Below are 22940 nucleotides of genomic sequence, written 5' to 3' on the forward strand. Positions count from 1 at the left end.
ATTTACCTGCGCGCTCACATTCCTCGCGAACATGCGGACCCGCGGTCCGGTGTGGCCGTCTCCAGATGCCCGGAAAACAGGCTGGCGGCGATGATCATCGCGCCGCCGATCCATTCCTTGACGCCCATCATCTCGCCCGCCAGCCACCAGGACGAGATCGCGGCGACCACCAGTTCGAACAGGAAGAGCGCGATGGCCGCATTCGCGGCGAGGAAGGTGATGCCGTACTGCACCACCAGATTCACCAGCAGCAGCACGCCGCCCAGGATGAACAGCACGGCCCAGGTGTGCGCATCCGCCTGCGCCATCTGTTCCAGCGGCGATTCGCCGCGCAGCCAGGCGGCGACCGGCGCGACCGCCACCACGCCCAGGAACACGGCCATCACCTTCTGTTCGATCGCGATGTGCGCAGTGCGGCGCACCATCACGTTCACCGCGGCGAAGCACACGCCCGCCATCAGTCCCAGCCATTCCGCCCGGCCCTGCGGCCAGGGCAGGCCGAGCGCCGGCTGCCACAGCATGACCATGGCGCCGCCGAGCGACAGCGCGATCACGCCGGCACCGGTCCGGCTCAGGCGTTCGCCCAGCATGACGCGCGACAGCAGCACGGTCCACAGCGGCGACAGGTAGAACAGCAGCAGCACCCGCATCACCTCGCCATCGAGTGCGCCCAGCACATAGCCCAGATTGGTGCCGGCGGCCATCAGGCCGAGCGCGAACAGCCAGATGCTGGGCCGCGTGCGGCGCAGCACCGGCCACAGCGGAAGCAGTCCCAGCAGAAAGGCCAGGCCGTAGGTGATGAGGGTGGCGGTCACGCCGCCCATGCCGGCCGCCTCGACCACGCGGTAGGGATACCAGATCAGGCCCCACACCACGGCGCCGGCCAGCAAGGCGGCGGACGGCAGACGGCGCGATTTCGGAATGCGGGAGGCGAGCATGCGAGGGAGGCGGAAAGCGGCGCGCGAATCTACTGTGAACCCGCGCTCACGTATACTCGCGCGCTTCTGGACGGTTACCGCGCTGGATGCGGGCACCGGACGACAGACGGATTCCACATGCTGAACGACGCCTTGCCCGCCACACCCCGCCTCGCCCTGCTGCAACCCTATCCATTCGAGCGGCTGAAGGAACTGACCGCCGGCGTGACCGGCCCGGCGCACCTGCCGCCGGTGCGGCTGTCCATCGGCGAGCCGCAGCATGCGACGCCGCAGCTCATCAAGGATGCGCTGGTCGGCGCACTCGACGGGCTGTCGGTCTATCCGACCACCGCCGGCATCGACGCGCTGCGCGAATGCATCGCCGACTGGCTGCAGCGCCGCTACCGGCTCGCCCGCGTCGATGCGGCGACCCAGGTGCTGCCGGTGAATGGATCGCGCGAAGCGCTGTTCTCGTTCGCGCAGAGCGTGATCGACGCCAGCCGGCCGGGCGCGAAGGTGCTGGCCCCCAATCCCTTCTATCAGATCTACGAGGGCGCGGCCCTGCTGGCAGGCGCCGCGATCGGCTTCTACAACCAGTTGCCGGAGGACGGTTTCGCCTGCAATTTCGACCGCATCCCGAGCGCCGACTGGGCCGGCGTGCAACTCGTCTACGTCTGTTCGCCGGCCAATCCCTGCGGCAAGGTGATGACGCTGGACGAGTGGCGCACGCTGTTCGAGCTGGCCGACCGGCACGGCTTCGTGATCGCCTCCGACGAGTGCTATTCGGAAATCTATTTCGACGAATCGGCCCCGCCGCTGGGCGGTCTGGAAGCCGCCCAGGCCCTGGGGCGGCAGGGTTTCGAACGTCTGGTGGTGTTTTCCAGCCTGTCCAAGCGCTCCAACGTGCCCGGCCTGCGCTCGGGCTTCGTCGCCGGCGACGCCCGCCTGCTCAAGCGCTTCCTGCTCTACCGCACCTATCACGGCGGCGCCATGGGCCTGGCGGTACAGCGGGCCAGCATCGCGGCCTGGCGCGACGAGTCGCATGTGCGCGACAACCGCGACCAGTACCGCGCCAAGTTCGCCGCGGTGCAGCCGGTGATCGACGCGGTCATGCCGGCGCCGCTGCCGGATGCGAGCTTCTATCTGTGGGCGCGCACACCGCTGCCGGACGACGAATTCGCCCGCCGCCTGCTGGCCGAATATAATGTTGCGGTCCTGCCGGGCAGCTACCTCGCCCGCACCGCCCACGGCATCAATCCGGGGGCCGGTTTCGTCCGCATTGCGCTGGTGGCACCCGCCGGCGAATGCAGCGAGGCCGCCGAACGCATCGCACAGTTCTGCCGCGCCCTGTGAGCGCGGACACGACCCATTCCATCCACTGAAAACCGATACGGAACCTTTCATGCAGGCCGCTCAGCAGATCATCGAAACCGCCTTTGAAAACCGCACCCAGTACTCGCCCGGCAATTTCCCCGGCGAGGTGCGCGAAGCCATCGAATACGTGCTCGCCCAGCTCGACAGCGGCGCGCTGCGCGTGGCCGAGCGCATCGACGGCGACTGGGTCACCCACCAGTGGATCAAGAAGGCGGTGCTGCTGTCCTTCCGCATGGAAGACAATGTGGTGATGGATGGCGCCGAAACCCGCTACTACGACAAGGTGCCGATGAAGTTCGCCGGCTATGACGAGGCCGCCTTCCGCGCCGGCGGTTTCCGCGTCGTGCCGCCCGCCACCGTGCGCCGCGGCGCCTTCATCGCGAAGAACGCGGTGCTCATGCCGTCCTACGTGAACATCGGCGCCTATGTCGGCGAAGGCACCATGGTGGACACCTGGGCCACCGTCGGTTCCTGCGCCCAGATCGGCAAGAACGTACACCTGTCGGGTGGCGTCGGCATCGGCGGCGTGCTGGAGCCGGTACAGGCCAACCCGACCATCATCGGCGACAACTGCTTCATTGGCGCCCGCTCGGAGGTGGTCGAAGGCGTTATCGTCGAGGACAACTGCGTCATTTCGATGGGCGTGTACATCGGCCAGAGCACCAAGATCTATGACCGCGCTACCGGCGAAGTCATCTACGGCCGCGTGCCCGAAGGTTCGGTCGTCGTTTCCGGCAACCTGCCGTCGGCCGACGGCAAGTACAGCCTTTACTGCGCGGTGATCGTCAAGCGTGTCGATGCGCAGACGCGCGCCAAGACCAGCATCAACGAACTGCTGCGCGCCTGACGCCGTCGCGCGGGCGGCGCTCGCCGCCCGCCCCCGCTCCCGTCCGCTGCCCTGCCCCTGCGCCCCCGCCAGGCAGCGGTCCGCTCGTGCATGCGAGCGGCACAAAATCGCATGCGTGATCGCGCGAAGCACGCCAGAATATCGAAGCGTCAGGCTCGCCCGGCGCTTCGATGGCAACCGGAGGCAACATGATCCTCGACAAGCTGTTCCAGGTGATGGCGGACAAGAACGCCTCCGACATCTTCATTTCGGCGGGCGCGCCGATCGCGATCAAGATCCAGGGCACCACGGTGCCGATCAACCAGCGCGTGATGGATCCGGAAACCATCCAGCGCATGGCCTACGAAATGCTCACGCCCGAACAGCAGGAACGGTTCGAGAAGACGCGCGAACTGAACCTGTCCTTCGGTCGCCGCGACCTGGGCAATTTCCGCGTGAACATGTTCTGGCAGCGCGGCAGCATCGGCATGGTGGTGCGCTACATCCTGGGCGACATTCCGCCGCTGGACACGCTGGGCCTGCCGCCGGTACTGACCGACCTCATCATGGAAAAGCGCGGGCTTGTGCTGGTGGTGGGCGCGACCGGATCCGGCAAGTCGACCACGATGGCGGCGATGATAGACCATCGCAACGCCAACAAATCGGGCCACATCCTGACCGTCGAAGACCCGATCGAATACCTGTTCAAGCACAAGAAATCCATCGTGAACCAGCGCGAGATCGGCATGGATACCGAAGGCTGGGCACCCGCGCTGAAGAACGCGATGCGCCAGGCACCGGACTGCATCCTGATCGGCGAGATCCGCGACCTGGAAACCATGCAGGCCGCGCTGGCCTATGCGCAGACCGGTCATCTGTGTCTGGCCACGCTGCACGCGAACAATGCCCACCATGCGCTGAACCGCATCGTCAATTTCTTCCCGCTGGACAGCCGCCCGCTGCTGTTCCTCGACCTGTCGGTCACGCTCAAGGGCATCATTTCGCAGCGCCTGGTGCGCAAGCCGGACGGCCGGCGCATTCCGGCGGTCGAGGTGCTGCTGAACACGCGCCACATTTCCGAGCTGATCGAGCGCGGCGAGGTGAACAGCGTGAAGGAGGCGATGGAGCGCAGCATGGCACCCGGCTCGCAGACCTTCGAACAGGATCTGTTCCGGCTCTATCGCGAAGGCGACATCACGCTGGAAGAGGCGCTGTCGAATTCCGACTCGCCGACCAACCTGTCCTGGCTCATCAACAATTCGGCCTTCGGCGCACCGGACACGCCGAAGCCCGACCCGGAACTGACCGAACACCGCGACCTGGAGGCCACCGAACCGAGCGGTGCCTCCTTCGCCGAGTTTTCGCTGAATCTGGACGAAGGCGGCCGCTGACGCAGCCGCGTTTTCCGTCAATGAATGGACCTTCCCCGATGTCTGAAGCAACCCTCGAGCTCACGCGACAGCTCATTGCCACGCGTTCGGTCACGCCGACCGATGGCGGCTGTCTGGACACCCTTGGCGCGCGACTGTCCGCCATCGGTTTCACGCTGGAACGCATGGACAGCAACGGCGTATCCAATCTGTGGGCGCGGCGCGGCAGCGCGGCGCCGCTGTTCTGTTTCGCCGGACATACCGACGTGGTGCCCACCGGTCCGCTGGATCAGTGGCAGAGCGACCCGTTCGAGCCGGTCGTGCGCGACGGCATGCTGTACGGCCGCGGCGCATCCGACATGAAAGCTTCGCTCGCCGCCTTCGTCACCGCGACCGAACGCTTCGTGGCCAGCCGGCCGGATCATCGCGGCTCGATCGCCTTCCTGCTCACGTCCGACGAGGAAGGCGATGCCACCGATGGCACGGTGCGCGTGGTCGAGGCGCTGGCGGCGCGCGGCGAGAAGCTGGATTACTGCGTGGTGGGCGAACCCACCTCGGTGACCAAGCTGGGCGACATGATCAAGAATGGTCGCCGCGGCTCGCTGTCCGGCCGGCTCACCGTGAAGGGTGTGCAGGGCCATATCGCCTACCCGCATCTGGCGAAGAATCCCATCCATCTGTTCGGGCCGGCCCTGGCCGAACTGGCGGCCATCACCTGGGATGCCGGCAACGAGTATTTCCCGCCGACGAGCTGGCAGATATCGAACATCAAGGGCGGCACTGGCGCGACCAACGTCATCCCCGGCACGCTGGAAGTGCTGTTCAACTTCCGCTTCTCGACCGCCAGCACGCCGGATTCGCTGAAGGCACGTCTGAGCGCGGTGCTCGATCGCCACGGCCTGGATTACGACCTCGTCTGGACGCTGGGCGGCAAGCCCTATCTGACGCCGCGCGGCACGCTGGTCGATGCGGCCGGGGCGGCCATCGGCGCGGTGACCGGGTTGACGCCCGAGCTGTCGACCACCGGCGGCACCTCGGACGGGCGCTTCATCGCCGATATCTGCGAACAGGTGGTCGAGATCGGTCCAAGCAACGCGACCATACACAAGCTGAACGAATGCGTGGCGGTAGCCGACATCGAGCCGCTGTCGCGCATCTACGAAGGTCTGCTGCAGCGTCTGCTCGGCGTCGAGGCGACGCGATGAGCGCCCCGGCGGAACTGCTCACGGTGCGCGACTGGCTGCGCTACATGGTAAGCCGCATGGGCGAAGCCGATGTGGCATTCGGCCAGGGCTTCATCGAGGCGTGGGACGAAGCGGTCTACCTGGTCATGCATGCGCTGCATCTGCCGTCGGAACGTCTGGACGCCTTCATCGATGCGCGCCTCACGGCCGGCGAGTCGCAACGTCTGGACACCATCGTGCGCCGCCGGGTCGATCAGCGCGAGCCGGCCGCCTACATCACCGGCGAGGCCTGGCTGGGCGGCCTGCGCTTCCGGGTCGATCCGCGCGTCATCATTCCGCGCTCGCACCTGTTCGAACTGATGCAGGACGATTTTTCACCGTGGCTGGATGAGAGCGGCCCGCCGGGGTCAGTGCTCGATCTGTGCACCGGTTCCGGCTGTCTGGCCATCGCCGCCGCCTACAGCTATCCGGACGCGGCCGTGGATGCGGTCGACCTGTCGCCGGATGCGCTGGAGGTCGCCCGCCTCAACGTGGCGGATCACGCTCTGGAGGACCGGATAGAACTGCTGCAGGGCGATCTGTTCGCACCGCTCGCCGGTCGTCGCTACGACCTCATCCTGTCCAATCCGCCCTATGTCACGAGCGATGCCATGGATGCGCTGCCGCCGGAATTCCGCCGCGAACCGGCGATGGCACTCGGGGCCGGCGACGACGGCATGGACATCGTGCGCCGCCTGGTGGCCGAAGCCGGATCGCACCTGAACCCGGGCGGGCTGCTGCTGGTCGAGGTCGGCCGCAATCGGCTGGAGGCGGAAGCCGCCCTGCCCGGCCTGCCGCTGGTCTGGCTGGATACCGACAGCGCCGAAGCGCCTGTTTTCCTGCTGCGGGCGGAAGATCTGATCTGATGGCCGAAGGCAGCAGTGCAGCAGAGCGCGCGAGCAGCGCGCGCCAACGTGTCCTGCCGCAGATCGGCCGACTTTCGGCCTTTGCGCTGTTCGTCGTGGTCGTGGCGCTGGGCATGGCCGCCTTGTCCGGCCGCCACGATCTGGCCCGCGTGCACAGCAACCTGGAACCCGAACTCGCGCAGGCCGTGCTCGTGCACGATCGCGAGGCGATCCAGCGTATTCTCGAATCGGCACGCATTCGCGACCGGATCAGTGAAGCGCGCGTGGTCGACGCGGCGGGCGAGGTCCTGGTCAGCATGGACGAAACGGCGGCCGACAACGGCACGCTGGTCCTGCGCAGCGAGGGAGCGCTTGCGGTCAACGATGCTTACGTCGGCACGCTCGTTCTGGGCAGGACAGGCGAACGGAAATGGACGGAGCAGTCCGCTACCGTGGTGATCGCGCTTCTGCTCGCCGGCTTCTGCATACTGGTGATGCAGGGCATGCGCACCCTCGAGCGCCGGCGCATCCACGCGCCATTGAAGGCGATGCAGGAGGCGCTGGATGCACTTGCGGGCGGCGCCTGGCCCGACACGGCCGCGCTGCGGTCCGCCTCTCCGCTGTGCCAGCCGCTGGCAGACCGGCTGGATACCGCGCGCGAACTGTTCGAAGGACGGCGACAGTCGGAACAGGCGATTTCGCAGCGCATGGCACGCACCCTGAGCGCACACGACGCGGCGCAATGGGAATGGGATCTGCGCAGCGGCCAGAGCGACTACAACGCACGCTTCACGGAACTGCTCGGTTTCAGCGAGGATGAGGGATTCGCCCAGAATTTCAACTGGAGCGCGGCCATACACCCGGACGACGCGAGCGCGCTCAAGCGGGCGCGGGAAAAGCTGCTGGCGCAGCAGATCGCGCGCAGCGACGACCAGGTGCGCCTGCGGGTGCGGGACGGCACCTATCGCTGGTTCCGGCTGCGCGCCGTCGCCGCACACGACGCGGAGGGTGCGCCCATCCTGCTGTCCGGCACGATAGAGGACATTACGCGCGAGCGCATGACGCTGGACGCGCTGCGCGAAAGCGAGGCGCGCCTGTTCCACGCGGTACGCGGTTCGTTCGACGGCGCGTGGGACTGGGACATCGAGGCCGGGCGCTACTATCTGTCGCCGCGGCTGAGCGAAATGCTGGGCCTGCCGCAGTCCATGCAGCCGCAGACCCATGACCAGTTGCTCGAGCGGGTGCATCCGGATGACCTGTCGCGGCTGCAGCATGCGATCGACGAACACTTCCTGCGCCGCGAGTCCTACGACATCGAATACCGCATGCTGCATGAGGAAGGGCACTACCTGTGGGTGCGCGACCGCGGACTTGCCACGCGCAGCGCCAATGGCAAGGTGCTGCGCTTCTCCGGTTCACTGACCGACATCACCGAACGCAAGCAGGCGGAACAGGCGGTGATCGCGCTGGCCAAGGAAAAGCAGGCCCTGCTCGACGACGTGCCGGTGGCCATCGTCTATGTGCGCAACGATCGCATCGCCGACTGCAACCGGCGCTGTGAAGAGATTTTCGGCTATGAACAGGCGCAGCTCATCGGCTGCACCATGGACCTGTTCTTCGAGGACGGCCGCGACCTGCCGCGCCTGCTGGACCGCGCAGCGCGCAGCGCGCCGCAGCCCTATGCGCAGGAATCCACGCTGATGCGCGAGGACGGCAGTTCGCTGCATGTCTATGTGTCGGTGCGCCAGCTCGCCTCCGACAGCGGCGACGACGAAACCATCTGGATCTTCTCGGACGACACGGCACGGCGCCGCGCACTGGATGCCGCACGGCGCGAGGAGCATTTTTCGGCGGCGCTGGTACGCAGCATGCCCGGCGTGTTCTTCCTGCTGGATGCCCGCGGGGCGCTGCGGCGCTGGAACGAGAACCTGCAGGTGCTCACCGGTCGCGCCGCCACCGAACTGATCAGCAAGCCCGCGCTTGACCTGTTCCCGGCCGAAGCGCGCCACATGCTGCGCCGGCAGGCGCGTCGCGCCTTCACCCACCGCGACACCGGTTTCGAAGCCGAATTGCTGTCCGCCCATGGCGAACCGATGGCGCACGCGTTCAGCCTCTATCGCATCGATCTCGACGGCCAGCCGCACCTGCTCGGCACCGGCCTGGACATCCGCGCCCAGAAAGAAGCGGAAAACAATGTGCTGGCCCTGAACCAGCAGCTCGAAACCCGGGTGCGCGAGCGCACGGCCGAACTGCTCAACGCGATGCGCGAGCTGGAAAGCTTCAGTTACTCGGTGTCACATGATCTGGCGGCTCCGTTGCGCGGCATCGACGGTTTCTCGCGCATGATCGAGGAGGACTACGCCGACCGTCTGGACGACCAGGGGCGCGACTACCTGAGGCGCATTCGCGCCGGCACGCAGCGCATGCACCGGCTGATCGACGACCTGCTGGGTCTGGCACGCATCACGCGCAACGAAATGAACCGCCAGCCGGTGGACCTGAGCGCGCTGTGCCAGGACATCGCCGCCGAGCTGGCGCGGGCCGAGCCGGAGCGCCGGGCAGAATTCCTCATCAGTCCTGGCATGCGCGTGTATGCTGATGCCAATCTGTTGCGTATCTGCATGGACAATCTGATGCGCAATGCGTGGAAATTCACCAGCCGGCACGCCAGTGCCCGCATCGAGATCGGTAGCTTGCGACAGGATCGGGAGCTCGTGTATTTTGTAAGGGACGATGGTGCGGGTTTCGACATGCGCTATGCAACAAAGCTGTTCGGCCCCTTCCAGCGGTTGCATTCGGTCGGTGAGTTTTCAGGGAGCGGCATCGGTCTGGCCATTGTGAACCGCATCGTGCAACGACACGGCGGCCGCATCTGGGCCGAAGCAGAGGTCGAGCGTGGAGCCTGCTTCTATTTCACGCTCGAGCCAGGCACATTGACACAGGCGACCTGAACAGGCTGGTTTATGGCAAGCGAACGCCCGATTTTGCTGGTTGAAGACAATCCCGACGACGAAGCGCTCACGCTTCGGGCCTTTCACAAGAACCGCATCGCGAATGAAGTCATCGTCGCCCGCGACGGCGTCGAAGCGCTGGATTACCTGTTCGGTACCGGGCCGCATGCCGGCCGCGACCTGTCGATCGCTCCGGCGGTCATCCTGCTCGACCTGAAGCTGCCGCGCGTCGATGGTCTGGAAGTGCTGCGCCGGGTGCGGGCCGATGCGCGCACCAATCTGCTGCCGGTGGTCATCCTGACCACCTCGCGCGAGCAGCAGGACATCTACGAGGCCTATCAGCTCGGCGCCAACAGCTATATCCGCAAGCCGGTTGATTTCGAGAAGTTCATCTACGCGGTCGGCCAGCTCGGCCTTTACTGGCTGGTGCTGAACGAGCCGGTCGATCCTCCCGGGGTCTGATCCTCCGCGCCGGTCAGCCGGCGCTGGCGATGCTGCGCCGGAACAGGGCCAGCGACGCCAGGAAGAGCGCCAGCGCGATCGCTGCCGTGGCGAGCAGGCTGGGCCACACCACATCCAGCCCCGCGCCCCGGTAGAGCACGGCCTGCGCCAGACTGACGAAATGCGTGGTGGGCGCCAGCAGCATGATGTCCTGCACCGGTCCGGGCATGCTCTCGCGCGGCGTCATGCCGCCGGACAGCATTTCCAGCGGCAGGATGACCAGGATCATGAGCAATCCGAGCTGCGGCATGTTGCGCGCCAGCGTACCCATGAAGATGCCGAGCGAGGTGCTGGCGAGAAGCTGCAGCATGGCGCCCGCCATGAACAGCGCGACCGAACCGCTGACCGGCACGCCGAGCGCGCGCTGCACCACCAGCACGAGCGACAGCCCGGCCGCCACCCACACCACCAGCGCCATCGACCACACCTTGGCGAGCATGATTTCCGCTGCGCCCAGCGGCATCACCAGCAGATGTTCCAGCGTGCCGTGCTCGCGCTCGCGTATCAGCGCCGCCCCGGTCAGGATGACCGACAGCATGGTGATGTTGTTGATGATTTCCATCACGCTGCCGAACCATGCGCTGGTCAGATTGGGATTGAACTTGACGGTCGGCACCAGCGACACCGGCGACACCGCGCCATCGCGCCGGTGCTGCACGAATTCGCTCACCTCGCCCTGGACGATGTTCTGGATGTAGCCTGCGCCGACGAAGGCCTGGCTCATGCGCGTGGCATCGATATTGAGCTGGATGGCGGGCGCTTCGCCGGCCAGCACGTCGCGTTCGAAATCGGGCGGGATGTCGAGCACGAAGGTGTACTCGCCACGATCCAGCGCCGGGTCCACGCGATCGGGGGTGATGATGTCCGGCATCTTGAAGTACGGGCCGTAGAAGGCCGCGGCGAGACGACCGGACAGCACCGAGCGATCCTGGTCCACCAGCGCGATCGGCGCGTTGTGCAGTTCCTGCGACGTGGCGGTGGCCGCGGTATAGATGCCGCCGCTGAACGCCCAGACGATCATGATGAGCAGCACCTTGTCGTGCCACAGGCTGCGCAGTTCCTTGATGCCCAGACGATAGATGTTGAGCAGGTGACGCATCAGCGCGCGTCCTTCGGCACGGCCCGGGCGGCTGCGCTGTCCATGTTCAGTCCTCCTGCTTCTTCAGCAGCCGCACGCTCAGCAGCGTGAGCACCGGCACGAAGGCGGCAAGCGCCGCGAAGTCCCGCCACAGGTCGCGCAGTTCGAGCGCCTTGGTGAACACGCCGCGGCTGATGTTCAGGAAATAGGTCGCCGGGAAGAAGGTGCCCAGCCAGGCCCCCGCCCCTTCCAGCGAAGAGGTCGGGCTGGTGAGACCGGAAAAGCTCACCGTCACCAGCAGCGTGATGACCGCGGTGGCCGCCAGCGCCGCGATCTGCGTGCGCGCGAACGAAGACATGAGCAGACCCAGGCCGGTGGTTGCGGTGACGAAGATGAGGGCGGCCAGCGACAGCGTCGCCAGACTGCCTTTCAGAGGGACATCGAAGCCGTAGACCGCGAGCACCACCAGCCCGAAAAAACTCAGCATGCTCACGCCGACATAGGGCAACTGCTTGCCGAGCAGGAATTCCAGCCGGGTGACCGGCGTGGCATACAGATTGGTGATGGAACCCAGCTCCTTCTCGCGCACCACGCCAACCGCCATCAGGATGGATGGAATGAACACCAGCATGAGCGGAATCACCGCAGGCACCATGGCGTACAGGCTCTTGAAATCCTGGTTGTAGCGGTAGCGCTGCTCAAGGGTCACCAGGGCACCGCTGCCCACGCCCGCCTCGAGCGCCAGCCGTTGCAGCACGCCCAGGTGCACGCCCTGCACATAGCCCAGCGTGGTTTCACCGCGGAACGGCATGGCGCCATCGATCCATACGCCCACCTCCACCGACTGGCCGCGCCGCAGATCGCGTCCGAAATCCGGCGGAATCTCGAATGCCACGCTCAGTTCGCCGGTCTGCATGCGGCGATCCAGATCGGCGGCGTCGCGCAGCGGCGGCTGCTCCAGAAAGTAGCGCGACCCGGACACGCTTTCGATATAGGTGCGGCTTTCCGGCGAGCGGTCGTGATCGAGCACCGCGAAGCGCAGGTCCTCGACATCGAAGGAGATGCCATAGCCCAGTATCGTGGTCAGGATGACCGAGCCGAGCAGCGCGAAGGTCAGGCGCACCGGATCGCGCAGCACCTCCAGCCACTCGCGTCGCGCGTAGGCGAGCAGCCGGCGCAGGCTGAAGGCGGCCGGCACCTCCGGCATGGCCCGCCCGGCCGCGCCGGCCCTCACCGGGTTCGCCACGGGCTCGACCGGCGGCTGTGGCGCGCCCGGGCCGGTCGCCCCCTCGCCCGTTGCCTCCTCCAGCCAGGAAATGAAGGCCTCCTCCAGCGAGGCGGCCCCGCGCGCTTCGATCAGCGCCGCCGGGGTATCGCTCGCCAGCACCCGTCCCGCGTGCATCAGCGATATGCGGTCGCAGCGCTCGCCTTCGTTCATGAAGTGGGTGGACACGAAGATGGTCACGCCGTCGCGGCGCGACAGCTCGACCAGCAGGCGCCAGAATTCATCGCGCGCCACCGGGTCCACGCCGGAGGTCGGCTCGTCGAGGATGAGCATGTCCGGCGCGTGGATGACGGCGACCGCGAGCGACAGGCGCTGGCGTATGCCCAGCGGCAGATCGGCCGCCGTATCGTCGCGGTAGGCGGCCAGATCGAAGCGCTCGACCAGGGCCTGCACGCGCGCCGGAATGTCGGCCGCCGGCAGATGGAAAAGTTGCGCGTGCAGCACCAGGTTCTGCAGCACGCTCAGTTCGCCGTACAGCGAAAAGGCCTGGGTCATGAAGCCCACCCGGCGTCGCGTGTCCATATCGCGCGCATCGACTTCGCGACCGAACAGCAGCGCCCTGCCCTCGGTCGGCGGCAGCAGGCCGGTGAGCATTTTCATGGTGGTGGTCTTGCCACAGCCGTTCGACCCAAGGAAGCCGAAGATTTCCCCGCGCCCGATCTGGAAATCCACATGATCGACCGCGGTGAACTCGCCGAAGCGCATGGTGAGCCCTTCGGCGACGATGGCCGGGCCGTCCCCGCCGGCGGCGCGCGGCGGCACCACCAGCGCCTGGTGGCCACGCCGTTTCTCGGCCGGCAGCAGGCCGATGAAGGCCGCATCGAGATCAGCGGTGCCGGTGCGCGCCATCAGATCGGCCGGACTGCCGCTCGCCAGCACGCGTCCGGCATCCATCGCCACCAGCCAGTCGAACCCGGCCGCCTCGCCCATGTAGGCGCTGGACACCAGCACGCTCATGCCCGGCCGGCGCGCGCGTATGCGGTCGATGAGCTGCCAGAACTGGCGGCGCGACAGCGGATCGACGCCGGTGGTCGGCTCGTCCAGTATCAACAGGTCGGGATCATGGATGAGCGCGCAGCACAGGCCGAGCTTCTGCTTCATGCCACCCGACAGCTTGCCGGCCGGCCGGTCGCGGAAGGGCGTCAGTCCGGTGCTGTCCAGCAGTTCGGCGATGCGGCTTGCGCGCTCGGCATGCGCGTGGCCGAACAGCCGGCCGAAGAAATCGATGTTTTCGAACACCGACAAGGTCATGTACAGATTGCGCCCGAGACCTTGCGGCATGTAGGCGATGCGCGGGCAGGCGCGCGCGCGGTGGCGACGGTCGGCCATGTCGCCGCCCAGCACCTCCACCCTGCCCTCGCGTATCCGCCGCACGCCGGACACCAGCGCCAGCAGGCTGGATTTGCCCACGCCATCCGGGCCGATCAGGCCGACCATGCAGCCGGATGGCAGATCCAGCGTGATGTCATCGAGCGCCCGCGTATCGCCGTATTGCAGCGACACGCCGGACAATCGTGCAACCGGTGCGTCCATGCCGCGGTCAGTCGCCGGACTTCACCGGCGGCGGCAGCCGGGCCGGCCACGGTGCGGCCGGGTCCAGCCGTATCCAGGCCACGCCGGGCAGCCCGGTCTTCACCTGTTTCGCGTAAGCCTTCAGCAGTTCCGGCGCGATCTTCACGCGCACCCGGAACATGAGCTTTTCACGCTCGGCCTGGGTTTCGACCGATTTCGGCGTGAACTGCGCCTGCGGTGACACGAAGCTCACCGTGGCCGGAATCGAGATATCCGGCCGCACGTCGAGCACGATGCGCGCCTCGCTGCCGATCGCCACGCGCCCGGCCTGCGAGGTGGGCAGGAAGATGGTCATGTAGACATCGGTGATGTCGAGCAGCGTAAGCACCTTGCCGCCGGCCGCCAGCACCTCGCCCGGTTCGGCCAGGCGGTACAGCACGCGGCCGTCCGCCGGTGCCTTGATGTCCGCGTCGCGCAGATCCACCTGCAGGCGTTCCACCCGGGCCTGCGCCGCCTCGATGGCCGCGCTCGCCTGCGCCGCCGCGGCGCGCGCCGCATCCACCGCGGAGCGTGCCCCCTGGCGTTGCGACTGCGCGGCGCGTGTCGCATCCTGGGCCGACTGCCGCGCGTTGCGGTCCACATCCAGCTTCTGCGTCGAAATGAAGCCCTTGTCCACCAGACGCTGGGTGCGCTCGATGTCCTTTTCGGCGAGTTGCATCTGGCTTTCCCGCTGCGACACCAGCGCATCCGCGGCGGCGACATCGCTCTGCCTCTGCGCGATCGCCGCCTGCGCCGCGTCGCGATTGGCGCGCGCCTGGATGAGCTGCGCTTCGGCGGCATGCAGATCCGCTTCGAGCGCCGCGGTATCCACGCGCGCCAGCACCTGGCCGCTGCTCACGTCGTCGCCCTCGCGCACGCTCACCGCGTCCAGCCGGCCGCCGATCTTGGTCGCGACATCGATCTCGGTGGCTTCGATCCGCCCGTTGCCGGACGCGAAGCCGTCATCGCCCGTGGCGGGAAAGAAATGCTGCCAGCCGGCATAGCCCGCGGCCGCCACGGCGGCCAGGGCAATCAGTAGCGGCAGGGTTCGGCGAGAAGTGCTCATGCGGCAGACAATCCGTACGTGTATGGCCGCAATTGTGCCGTGCAGCAGCCCGCCCGTATTGACCTGCCGCAAGCCACGAGGCGCCGCATCGCCGTCATGCGGTGAAAGCCATGGCCAATTGCAGCGCCAGCAACACCGCGTGCGGAAACGCCACGGTGGGCCGGAGCGCGCTGCCCAGGTATTCGGCGATCAAGCCGGCGCCGCCCGGGCGACCGGCCTGCCATTCGCTGTGGAAGCGGAAAGCGCCGGCGCCCTCGCCGCCGCCTTCCAGCAGCCCCTCGACACGCAGGATGCGCTGCGCCAGCCGCGCCTGCACCGTGCGCAGCATGGCTTCGATCAGCCAAACCACGGCCAGCAACGTGCCGGACAGCTCGATGGGAAAGCCGAACAGCGTGCAGAAAGCGGCCAACGCCACCGCCGCCAGCTTGATACCGACCGCGCAACGCTCATGGCGCTCGTGGTCCTGCTGCAGCGTGGTCCATTCGACCTGGAGGGGAGATGGATAGTGGGTATTCATCGGCTGCCCGCCTCCGCGGTCAGCTCACCTCGAACGTTCAGCAACATGGCGCCTCATGGATGTTTCGTACGCAGATACGTACCGTGTTGGCTCTCTGGAGAGCGGGACGACGAGAACCACAGCAAGCGGCGCGAGGACCCACCCGTGTCGCCTCATCGATCAGGCTGCGGAGTGTAAACAACCCATCCCGTCGCCAGCGAATGCGCCAACGCCGGTGCGCCCGGTCAGCGACCCGTTTCAGCGCAGACAGCGCGTTGAAACGCCGGAATCGGATAAATGGCCGATATGCGCCCGCAAGATGCCAGCGCTAGAGTCGCGCAGGCGGGTAGCGTAGCGGCGGCGGATCGAACCCGGCGGGCCCCGTAACGTGCCCCCGCGCGAGTGGGTGTCCGGTTTCACGGTTTCTTTCGTACCGCGCGTAAACACAGCAACCACGAGGAGAACAAGAAAGTGCGTACTGAATTTGACGTCCGGTTTGACGGCTTATCCGGACAGAAGCCGGCTTACTCGCCGGATCGGGCGGCGACCTCGCGTTATGTTGCATCATGACCAAGCGTAGAAAATTATTCACATGGCTTGGTTTATTTCTTTCGTTACCAGCTGCTGGTTACGCAGGTGTCAGTTTTATTTTCTACTCGTGGCTAAGTGCTGCGGAACCCGAGCGTTGGCCACCTGAGCGAGCTGGGGTTTGGGCATTCGGTGCATTAGCACTCGCAATTATTTTTTTGGGCTTGTTCGTTTATTGCATCGTCTGCCTGATCCGTGAAGCAAACCGGAGGTATCGTGAATCTCAAAAAACAACATAACCCGGCGCTCAAAGGGACGCTCCGCTTCGCTGCGCGCCCCTTAGCTCAGCGTTGAGGCTGTAGAAAAACCCCTCCTTCCGCCCCACCGTTCACATGCCGTTGTTATGATTGCGCATCGCCTCTGCGGAGCCCTGCGATGCCGCGATTCAAGACCCCCGACTACGGCCTGAAGCTCATCCCGGTCGATTTCGCGCAACAGGTGCTGCCCGGCACCTTCGAGTTCGCGCTCTGCCACCTGGTCGACAACGACCTCGATCTTTCCGTCCTCCGTGCCCGCTACGCCAACGACGCCGGCGGTGCCCCGGCCTTCGATCCGGCGGTGCTGCTCAAGATCGTGCTGCTCGCCTACTCGCGCGGCGTGCTCAGTTCCCGCTCCATCGCCACCGCCTGCCGCCACAACGTGCTGTTCATGGCCGTCTCCGGCGACAGCGCCCCGCACTTCACCACGGTTGCGCACTTCATCAGCACGCTGGGTGACGAGGCCCAGGCGCTGTTCACCCAGGTGCTGCTGGTATGCGACCGCCAGGGCCTGATCGGCCGCGAGCTCTTTGCCATCGACGGCGTGAAGCTGCCGTCGAACGCATCGAAGGCCAAGAGCGGCACGCGTGCCGATTTCGAGCGCGAGGCGGCGAAGATGGACGCGGCCGTGCAGCGCATGATCGAGGAGCAGAAGGCGCGCGATGCCGCCGGTTGCGACGACGAGGCCGCCCGCGCACAGCGCACCCGCGAACGCTTGAGTCACGAAGCGGCAAAGATACGCGACTGGCTCGCGCTCAATCCGGACGAGCGGCGCGGCGCCAAGGGCGGGGTGCGCCTGAGTAACCGCACCGACAACGACTCGGCCAAGATGGCCACCGCCAAGGGCGTGATCCAGGGCTATACCGGCGTAGCGGCGGTCGATGCCGCGCACCAGATCGTGGTCGATGCGCAGGCGCACGGCACGGGCTCGGAACAGGAACTGCTGCTGCCGGTGATCGATGCCTGCGCACCACAGCGCCACACCGACACGGCGATCTGCGCCGACGCCGGCTATCACTCCGAGAAGAATCTCGCTGGACTGGATAGCCGAAACATTCCAGCCTGGATCTGTGACAACGGCTACCGGCAGCGCGACCCGAGGTACGCCGATCAGGCGAAGCACAGAGCCAAGCCCGATGCGCTGTGGGATAAGAGTGACAAGGCGAAGGCAGCGCGCAGCGCCAGCAAGAACAAGCGCTACGCCAATACCGACTTCACCGAAGCGGACGACCGCAGCCACTGCATCTGCCCGGCGGGCAAGCGGCTGTATCGCAACGGCGGCGACTGCACGATCAACGGCTACGCCGCCACGAAGTACACCGGCGCCGAGCGCGACTGCGTGCCGTGCGCGCTGCGCACCCGTTGCCTGCGCACGCCGGAGACGACGAAGGTGCGACAGGTCGCCTTCTTCCGCGGCAAGCGCGATGGCATCGAATCACACACCGAGCGGATGAAGCGGCGCATCGATTCAATTGAGGGCAAACGGATGATCGCCGCGCGCTTCGCCACCGTCGAACCCGTGTTCGGCAATCTGCGCCACAACAAGCGGCTCACCCGCTTCACGCTGCGCGGACGCAGCAAGGTCGATGGGCAATGGAAGCTGTACTGCCTGGTGCACAACATCGAAAAGCTCGGGCACCATGGCTACGCGAACTAGGTAAGCTGGCGGCCGACACCGACGCCATTCGAGTGCGCCGGGCAGCGGCCGAGGCAGACCTCAGGAGACGACGATGAAGCGAAGATCGCGAGACTGAAATGAGGAAGAACGACTTCGAACCGGCGAGGGCCGGAAGCAACTGCTTGCCCCGGAATGGGGTTTTTCTACAGCGTCGTTAGCTCTCAAGGACCACTATGAAGCTGCACTCCCTACAGATCGATGGTTTCAAAAGAATTCAATCAACAAAGATTTTTTTTGGTGATGCAACATTTCTAATCGGGCCAAACAACGCGGGCAAGAGTACAGTTCTGAAGGCAATTGAATGGTTACTGTCTGCGAAAAAAGCCATTCCAAGTTCTGAGTATTTTTCCATTGTTGACGAAGAGACAGGGGAAACCAAGCCCGCCGTCAACACTATTACGCTGGTAGCCGAGTTCAGAAATCTTCCCGTTGAAGCGAAAGAGTGGCGCGGATTCAAGGGCCGAATCTTTTCCTACCCTACTGACGACGCTTCCGATTCTGGGCTATCAGTTACATACAAGAAAACATATACGCTCGGTCAGGACGCCATCATCGAGTTCAGATCTAAGGAACGCGCCATCAAGCCTGAATTCGCAGGATACAAGACAGGGCAAGACTTGATCGACAAGGGAGCCCCCGCCGCTGAGGTTCAAGACCTTTTCCCCGCCTTGGCGGCCAATATTGGGGCAAGCAAGGCGGCACAGGAAAAGCTTGACCAGCTAGACGCGATTTGGGATACAAATGATTCGGAGATTTGGTTTCAGAATCCAGGTGGTATTCCAGGCGTTGTTCTAAAAATGTTGCCGCGTTTTTTGCTCATACCGGCTGATACCTCGGTTGGCGAAATTGAAGGCTCTCCTTCTGGAGTTCTCGGAAAGACATTGAACGAATTGTTTGAAGATGTGCGCGGTGCATCGGAAAACTATTCCCAAGCGCAGGAGTATCTGGACAAACTCGCTGAGGAACTCGATCCAGAGGACAGTGACTCCGAATTCGGAAAAATGATTTCTGAGTTGAATTCGGTGCTGGCAAGTGTATTTCCTGATTCCCAGCTTCACGCCACAGCCAGCTTGAATGATCCAAAGACTGCGCTGAAACCGACATTCAATGTTGAGATGTCCAGCAACGTCAGGACAGCAGTGAGCCACCAAGGCTCTGGAATGATTCGGGCAGCCGCGTTTGGCATGCTTCGTTTCCGCCAAAAATGGCTTTCAAAGAGAGAAGATGATCATATTCGATCTCTAATCGTCTGCTTTGAAGAACCTGAGATTTATCTGCATCCCAGTGCGGCGAATCAGATGCGTGACACGATCTACGAACTTAGTGGTCATGAGTCACAGATTGTTGCCACTACACACTCGCCGTTCATCATTGACCTAGCACGGAAGCCGAAGCAGATATTGAACTGAACCGCCCCGGGTTTCGCGGAGGCCCGTTGGGTTAAGTCAGGCTGGCACGAGGTCGGCCCGACGGGTGAGTTGCCGATAGTAGTTCGCCTCTGCCTCGGCAGGCGGAATGTAGCCGATGGAACTGAGCAGGCGATGGTGGTTGAACCAGGACACCCATTCGAGGGTGGCCAGTTCCACCGCCTCCCGTGTCTTCCACGGCGCACGGCGATGGATCAGCTCAGTCTTGTACAACCCGTTGATGGTCTCGGCCAGCGCGTTGTCGTAGCTGTCGCCCTTGCTGCCCACCGAAGGCTCGATGCCTGCTTCTGCCAGTCGTTCGCTGTAGCGGATCGACACGTATTGCGAGCCGCGGTCCGAGTGATGAATCAGGCTGCTGTCGCGCTCGGGCTGACGCGCGTACAGCGCCTGTTCCAGCGCATCGAGCACGAAGTCGGTACTCATCGAAGTGCTTACGCGCCAGCCCACGATGCGTCGGGCAAACACATCCACCACGAAAGCCACATACAACCAGCCCTGCCAGGTTGAGACGTAGGTGAAATCCGAGACCCAGAGCTGATTCGGCCGCTCGGCACTGAACTGCCGATTGACCTTGTCCAGCGGGCACGCCACTTTGGGGTCTGCGACCGTGGTACGCACCTTCCTGCCACGTACGACACCTCGCAGGCCGAGCCTGCGCATCAGACGTTCGACCGTGCAGCGCGCAACCTCTACGTCCTCGCGGTTCATCTGCTTCCAGACCTTGTCCGCGCCATAGACCTGCAGATTCGCATCCCACACCTGTTTGATCGCAGGCTGCAACGCAGCATCCCGTTTCGCTCTGGCACTGAGCAGAGAAGCATCTCTGCAGCGCGCCGCATGGCGCCGATAGGCCGACGGGGCGATCTGCAGAACCTTGCACATCGGCTCGACCCCGTGGCGGTCGCGGTGCTCATCGACCAGCCCGTACATCACTTCAAACGGCGGTCGAGCTCCGCCTGGGCGAAAAACGCGCTGGCAAGTTTCAGGATCTCGTTGGCGCGGCGAAGCTCCTTGACCTCGCGTTCCAGATCCTTGATGCGCTGCGCATCCGCCGTCGTCACGCCCGGACGCGCGCCCGCGTCGACTTCCGCCTGCTTGACCCAATCCAGCAGCGTCTGCGGCACGCAACCAATCTTCGGTGCGATCGATTCGACCGCCGCCCACAACGACGGGTACTCCCCGCGGTGCTCATGCACCAGCCGGACAGCACGCTCGCGAACCTCAGGTGAGAACTTCGATGATTTCTTCATGGCTCCATCTTCTCAAGACTTGGAGCCTCCGCAAAATCCGGGGCGGTTCACTCGCCGCAGGTCCGGGGTTTGCAGCGTCCGGCACGTCCACATCGACACAGTGGTCCTTCGGGCTGCTGACCGACACGCAGGGTGGCGGCGATCCGCGCGGCGTATCCGTCCGTTTGATGCAACCGGTGGTGGACCGCTTCGTCAATAGCCACGATATCGACCTCGTCATTTCGATCGGCGATCTGACCGAGCGCGGCACTGCGGCCGAATTCGAAACCTGGAAACAGACCGCCCAGCCCTTGATCGACGCCGGCATTTCCGTGTACGCAACGCGCGGCAATCACGATGTGAAGGCAGAAAGCACCACGCCGGGCATCGATCCGCTGCTCGGGCCGTCGGACTATCGTGGCACCAGCATCTGGTCGGCCGCCCTGCCCGGCATGAGCGCGCCGACGGTAGTCGCCGGCCCCGGTGCGTCGTACTCGTTCTCGTACAACAACACGCGCTTTGTCGCACTCGATCTGTATGGCGCGTTGCCGAGCGAGCTCATCGGCTGGGTGACCAGCCAGGAAAAGGGCAGCAACGAACACATGTTCGTCTACGCCCATGAGCCCTTCTTCGGCCGCGCCCGCGAAGGTGTGCTGGAAGACAGCCCCTTGCGCATGCAGATACTGGCCCAGCTTGGCGCCAATGGCGCCGATGCCTACCTCAGCGGCCACGACCATCAGTACAGCCGCTCGGCAGCCGTCGACGGCAAGGACGTGCTGCTGCACCACATCGTTTCAGGGTCGAACGCGGAAAAATACTATCGCTTCGAAAATGAATTCAACGATGGCGAGGAAGTCGGCGTCGCGCTGACCAGCAACGAGGTCGGCTACAGCATCGTTGATATCGACGGACCCTTCGTGACCTTCACGCACTACTCGGCGACTCCGCCGGCCTCGTCGAACTACGACGAAACATGGGTTCCGGAGTGGCGTGTGGCTGACCGCACCACGTTCTCGACCAATGGCAAATCCTATGGCATTGGCGTTGGTGAGTCGTACGCAGGCCTGAAGAGCGAGATTGCCGCGGGCAATGGTTTTGTCGGCACGGCTGCGGAAATCGTCGCCGGCGAAAACCTTGATGGCCGCTCGGTCACGACCCAACCCGATTCGGGACCGGGCATCACCCAGCAACTGGGCAACATCGTCAATTTCGGCTGGATGACGAAGACCCATGATCTGGCGAGTGACATCCTCTACCTGGGCGGCATGGACGACAAACTCGACAACATCGCCGACCCCTTCGTGCTCACGCTGAGCTATGACGAAGGCCAGGTGCTGGATGAGGCGCTGCTTCGCCTGATGTATCAGCTCGATGGCAAGTGGGTGCTCGCAGTCGAAGCCAATAGCGAAGGCACGGTGACATTTGTTGCCGGTGCCTGGCAGGCCGGGTACGGCCTCGGTACCTACGGTGTCGATACCGCCACCAACGTGGTGTGGGCCGTGGTCGACCGCAATGGTCGCTTCGCCGTGGCCGCCGTGCCGGAGCCCTCGGCGCTCGCCTTGATGCTGGGTGGCCTCGTCGTACTGGTGCCGCTGGCAGCCCGTCGCCGCCGCGCCTGAGCGTCGCATCGTCAGGTTGGGCTGCAAAGGCCGGATGCCCACGGGCGTCCGGCCTTTTTTCATCGGGTCGGCGGTTGGGCGCCTGCAGGGCCGTCGCACCCGGAAGTCGCAACGGTTTGACCCCCAATTATTGGGGTCAGACCTCATATATTTCCCCAAAGATGCGGGCCTGGGTCGCGAAAGCCTCTATAAGGCGCTGGCGCCAGGCGCGAAACCACGTTTCGAAACCGTGATGAAGGTGGCTCGCGCGCTCGGCGTCAAATTCACGGCCCAACCGGCTTGATCATCAAGTGCGCGGGGCGCGGTCTTACCCCTCGGTCAAAGCGGACTGAGCGGCCCTGGAAGGCGCTCACCGCTTCTCGTGAATTCCGCGGGCTCTGCTGCCGCTTATCCACACGCACCTGAACCGCCCACCGCACCGCGACGTCCAGACCGGCGACACAAACAAAAACGGCGGACCCGAAGGTCCGCCGTTTTCATCCACCCGCAGAACTTAGCGGTTGGCGACGTACATGGTGATTTCGAAGCCGAAACGCAGGTCGGTGGCCTTCGGGGTTTCCCAGTTCATGTTGATCTCCTCGTTGATGATTGGACAGTGCGAACCTTGCAGCTCCCGGGATTGCTTGGTGCGCACTGTCAGTATCGACAAACGTCCCGGC

General features: G+C 64.9%; 19 protein-coding genes and 1 other annotated feature. Of the genes, 12 read left to right on the forward strand and 7 right to left on the reverse strand.

The window, feature by feature from the left end:
• Window positions 1-14 precede the first annotated feature (14 nt).
• Window positions 15-938 carry a DMT family transporter gene (locus tag A3Q7_RS0104500; protein WP_018410663.1) on the reverse strand — a complete coding sequence of 308 codons (924 nt, stop codon included), beginning with the start codon at window positions 936-938 and terminating at the stop codon, window positions 15-17.
• Between the two features lie 117 nt (window positions 939-1055).
• On the opposite strand from A3Q7_RS0104500, the gene dapC reads away from it, so the two are divergent.
• From dapC to A3Q7_RS0104535, 7 genes are all read left to right on the forward strand, one after another.
• Entirely contained in the window at window positions 1056-2270 is a 1215-nt protein-coding gene (dapC, locus tag A3Q7_RS0104505; protein WP_018410664.1) for a succinyldiaminopimelate transaminase, read from the forward strand.
• 49 nt (window positions 2271-2319) lie between these two features.
• Window positions 2320-3138: a 2,3,4,5-tetrahydropyridine-2,6-dicarboxylate N-succinyltransferase gene (gene dapD, locus A3Q7_RS0104510; RefSeq protein WP_018410665.1), complete on the forward strand. Its 819-nt coding sequence runs from the start codon at window positions 2320-2322 to the stop codon at window positions 3136-3138.
• Between the two features lie 188 nt (window positions 3139-3326).
• Window positions 3327-4508: a PilT/PilU family type 4a pilus ATPase gene (locus A3Q7_RS0104515; RefSeq protein ID WP_026224484.1), complete on the forward strand. Its 1182-nt coding sequence runs from the start codon at window positions 3327-3329 to the stop codon at window positions 4506-4508.
• Between the two features lie 38 nt (window positions 4509-4546).
• On the forward strand, window positions 4547-5692 hold the full coding sequence (gene dapE / locus A3Q7_RS0104520) for a succinyl-diaminopimelate desuccinylase (protein ID WP_018410667.1): 1146 nt from the start codon (window positions 4547-4549) through the stop codon (window positions 5690-5692).
• Window positions 5689-6576 (forward strand): 50S ribosomal protein L3 N(5)-glutamine methyltransferase, encoded by an 888-nt coding sequence (gene prmB / locus A3Q7_RS0104525; RefSeq protein ID WP_018410668.1) that lies wholly within the window; start codon window positions 5689-5691, stop codon window positions 6574-6576. The genes dapE and prmB overlap by 4 nt, the downstream gene beginning before the upstream one ends.
• Window positions 6576-9506 carry a PAS domain-containing sensor histidine kinase gene (locus A3Q7_RS19405; RefSeq protein ID WP_018410669.1) on the forward strand — a complete coding sequence of 977 codons (2931 nt, stop codon included), beginning with the start codon at window positions 6576-6578 and terminating at the stop codon, window positions 9504-9506. Before prmB ends, A3Q7_RS19405 begins: the two co-directional genes overlap by 1 nt.
• Window positions 9507-9518: 12 nt before the next feature.
• Window positions 9519-9968 carry a response regulator gene (locus tag A3Q7_RS0104535; protein ID WP_018410670.1) on the forward strand — a complete coding sequence of 150 codons (450 nt, stop codon included), beginning with the start codon at window positions 9519-9521 and terminating at the stop codon, window positions 9966-9968.
• A gap of 13 nt (window positions 9969-9981) precedes the next feature.
• On the opposite strand, the gene A3Q7_RS0104540 is transcribed toward A3Q7_RS0104535, so the two are convergent.
• From A3Q7_RS0104540 to A3Q7_RS0104555, 4 genes are all read right to left on the reverse strand, one after another.
• The gene (locus A3Q7_RS0104540) at window positions 9982-11106 is read right to left on the reverse strand and encodes an ABC transporter permease (RefSeq protein ID WP_018410671.1); all 1125 of its coding nucleotides are present in this window, start codon (window positions 11104-11106) and stop codon (window positions 9982-9984) included.
• Window positions 11107-11152: 46 nt separating this feature from the next.
• Window positions 11153-13903: a ribosome-associated ATPase/putative transporter RbbA gene (gene rbbA, locus A3Q7_RS0104545; protein WP_018410672.1), complete on the reverse strand. Its 2751-nt coding sequence runs from the start codon at window positions 13901-13903 to the stop codon at window positions 11153-11155.
• Window positions 13904-13910: 7 nt separating this feature from the next.
• On the reverse strand, window positions 13911-14987 hold the full coding sequence (locus tag A3Q7_RS0104550) for an HlyD family secretion protein (RefSeq protein WP_026224486.1): 1077 nt from the start codon (window positions 14985-14987) through the stop codon (window positions 13911-13913).
• 94 nt (window positions 14988-15081) lie between these two features.
• Window positions 15082-15504 (reverse strand): hypothetical protein, encoded by a 423-nt coding sequence (locus tag A3Q7_RS0104555; protein WP_018410674.1) that lies wholly within the window; start codon window positions 15502-15504, stop codon window positions 15082-15084.
• 545 nt (window positions 15505-16049) lie between these two features.
• Between A3Q7_RS0104555 and A3Q7_RS20750 the strand changes: the two genes are divergently transcribed.
• The 3 genes from A3Q7_RS20750 to A3Q7_RS0104565 all read left to right on the forward strand — a co-directional run bounded on the left by A3Q7_RS20750 (window position 16050) and on the right by A3Q7_RS0104565 (window position 19415).
• Window positions 16050-16310, forward strand: coding sequence for a hypothetical protein (locus A3Q7_RS20750; protein ID WP_157278094.1), 261 nt, complete (start codon window positions 16050-16052; stop codon window positions 16308-16310).
• Window positions 16311-16446: 136 nt separating this feature from the next.
• Window positions 16447-17985: a transposase gene (locus A3Q7_RS0104560; RefSeq protein ID WP_018410675.1), complete on the forward strand. Its 1539-nt coding sequence runs from the start codon at window positions 16447-16449 to the stop codon at window positions 17983-17985.
• 194 nt (window positions 17986-18179) lie between these two features.
• Window positions 18180-19415 carry an ATP-binding protein gene (locus A3Q7_RS0104565; RefSeq protein WP_018410676.1) on the forward strand — a complete coding sequence of 412 codons (1236 nt, stop codon included), beginning with the start codon at window positions 18180-18182 and terminating at the stop codon, window positions 19413-19415.
• Between the two features lie 36 nt (window positions 19416-19451).
• Here the strand turns inward: A3Q7_RS0104565 and A3Q7_RS0104570 are convergent.
• Window positions 19452-20683, reverse strand: a protein-coding gene (locus A3Q7_RS0104570; RefSeq protein WP_088178478.1) for an IS3 family transposase whose coding sequence is annotated in 2 segments (ribosomal slippage) — window positions 19452-20395 and window positions 20395-20683 — 1233 coding nt in all. Because the reading frame shifts where the segments join, the coding sequence is not laid out codon by codon here.
• Window positions 20289-20405 (reverse strand) — a sequence feature (AL1L pseudoknot). It overlaps the preceding gene by 117 nt.
• Before the next feature lie 167 nt (window positions 20684-20850).
• On the opposite strand from A3Q7_RS0104570, the gene A3Q7_RS0104580 reads away from it, so the two are divergent.
• Both A3Q7_RS0104580 and A3Q7_RS21330 read left to right on the forward strand, forming a co-directional pair.
• Window positions 20851-22281 (forward strand): metallophosphoesterase, encoded by a 1431-nt coding sequence (locus A3Q7_RS0104580; RefSeq protein ID WP_018410677.1) that lies wholly within the window; start codon window positions 20851-20853, stop codon window positions 22279-22281.
• A gap of 34 nt (window positions 22282-22315) precedes the next feature.
• The gene (locus tag A3Q7_RS21330; RefSeq protein ID WP_018410678.1) at window positions 22316-22564 is read left to right on the forward strand and encodes a helix-turn-helix domain-containing transcriptional regulator; all 249 of its coding nucleotides are present in this window, start codon (window positions 22316-22318) and stop codon (window positions 22562-22564) included.
• A 210-nt stretch (window positions 22565-22774) separates the two neighbouring features.
• Here the strand turns inward: A3Q7_RS21330 and pqqA are convergent, their stop codons facing one another.
• Entirely contained in the window at window positions 22775-22849 is a 75-nt protein-coding gene (gene pqqA, locus A3Q7_RS20635; RefSeq protein ID WP_008060153.1) for a pyrroloquinoline quinone precursor peptide PqqA, read from the reverse strand.
• Between the last annotated feature and the right edge of the window lie 91 nt (window positions 22850-22940).

The organism is Methyloversatilis thermotolerans (assembly GCF_000372885.1).
GTDB lineage: Bacteria > Pseudomonadota > Gammaproteobacteria > Burkholderiales > Rhodocyclaceae > Methyloversatilis > Methyloversatilis thermotolerans.

What these genes read in the sequence shown, in the direction of transcription:
- A3Q7_RS0104535 (WP_018410670.1), top strand. Translation starts at nt 9,519, where the DNA reads ATGGCAAGCGAACGCCCGATTTTGCTGGTTGAAGACAATCCCGACGAC.
- A3Q7_RS0104565 (WP_018410676.1), top strand. Translation starts at nt 18,180, where the DNA reads ATGAAGCTGCACTCCCTACAGATCGATGGTTTCAAAAGAATTCAATCA.
- A3Q7_RS20750 (WP_157278094.1), top strand. Translation starts at nt 16,050, where the DNA reads ATGACCAAGCGTAGAAAATTATTCACATGGCTTGGTTTATTTCTTTCG.
- A3Q7_RS0104500 (WP_018410663.1), bottom strand. Translation starts at nt 938, where the DNA reads ATGCTCGCCTCCCGCATTCCGAAATCGCGCCGTCTGCCGTCCGCCGCC.
- A3Q7_RS19405 (WP_018410669.1), top strand. Translation starts at nt 6,576, where the DNA reads ATGGCCGAAGGCAGCAGTGCAGCAGAGCGCGCGAGCAGCGCGCGCCAA.
- A3Q7_RS21330 (WP_018410678.1), top strand. Translation starts at nt 22,316, where the DNA reads ATGCCCACGGGCGTCCGGCCTTTTTTCATCGGGTCGGCGGTTGGGCGC.
- A3Q7_RS0104550 (WP_026224486.1), bottom strand. Translation starts at nt 14,987, where the DNA reads ATGAGCACTTCTCGCCGAACCCTGCCGCTACTGATTGCCCTGGCCGCC.
- dapD (WP_018410665.1), top strand. Translation starts at nt 2,320, where the DNA reads ATGCAGGCCGCTCAGCAGATCATCGAAACCGCCTTTGAAAACCGCACC.
- rbbA (WP_018410672.1), bottom strand. Translation starts at nt 13,903, where the DNA reads ATGGACGCACCGGTTGCACGATTGTCCGGCGTGTCGCTGCAATACGGC.
- dapE (WP_018410667.1), top strand. Translation starts at nt 4,547, where the DNA reads ATGTCTGAAGCAACCCTCGAGCTCACGCGACAGCTCATTGCCACGCGT.
- A3Q7_RS0104540 (WP_018410671.1), bottom strand. Translation starts at nt 11,106, where the DNA reads ATGCGTCACCTGCTCAACATCTATCGTCTGGGCATCAAGGAACTGCGC.
- A3Q7_RS0104560 (WP_018410675.1), top strand. Translation starts at nt 16,447, where the DNA reads ATGCCGCGATTCAAGACCCCCGACTACGGCCTGAAGCTCATCCCGGTC.
- A3Q7_RS0104580 (WP_018410677.1), top strand. Translation starts at nt 20,851, where the DNA reads ATGCAACCGGTGGTGGACCGCTTCGTCAATAGCCACGATATCGACCTC.
- dapC (WP_018410664.1), top strand. Translation starts at nt 1,056, where the DNA reads ATGCTGAACGACGCCTTGCCCGCCACACCCCGCCTCGCCCTGCTGCAA.
- A3Q7_RS0104515 (WP_026224484.1), top strand. Translation starts at nt 3,327, where the DNA reads ATGATCCTCGACAAGCTGTTCCAGGTGATGGCGGACAAGAACGCCTCC.
- prmB (WP_018410668.1), top strand. Translation starts at nt 5,689, where the DNA reads ATGAGCGCCCCGGCGGAACTGCTCACGGTGCGCGACTGGCTGCGCTAC.
- A3Q7_RS0104555 (WP_018410674.1), bottom strand. Translation starts at nt 15,504, where the DNA reads ATGAATACCCACTATCCATCTCCCCTCCAGGTCGAATGGACCACGCTG.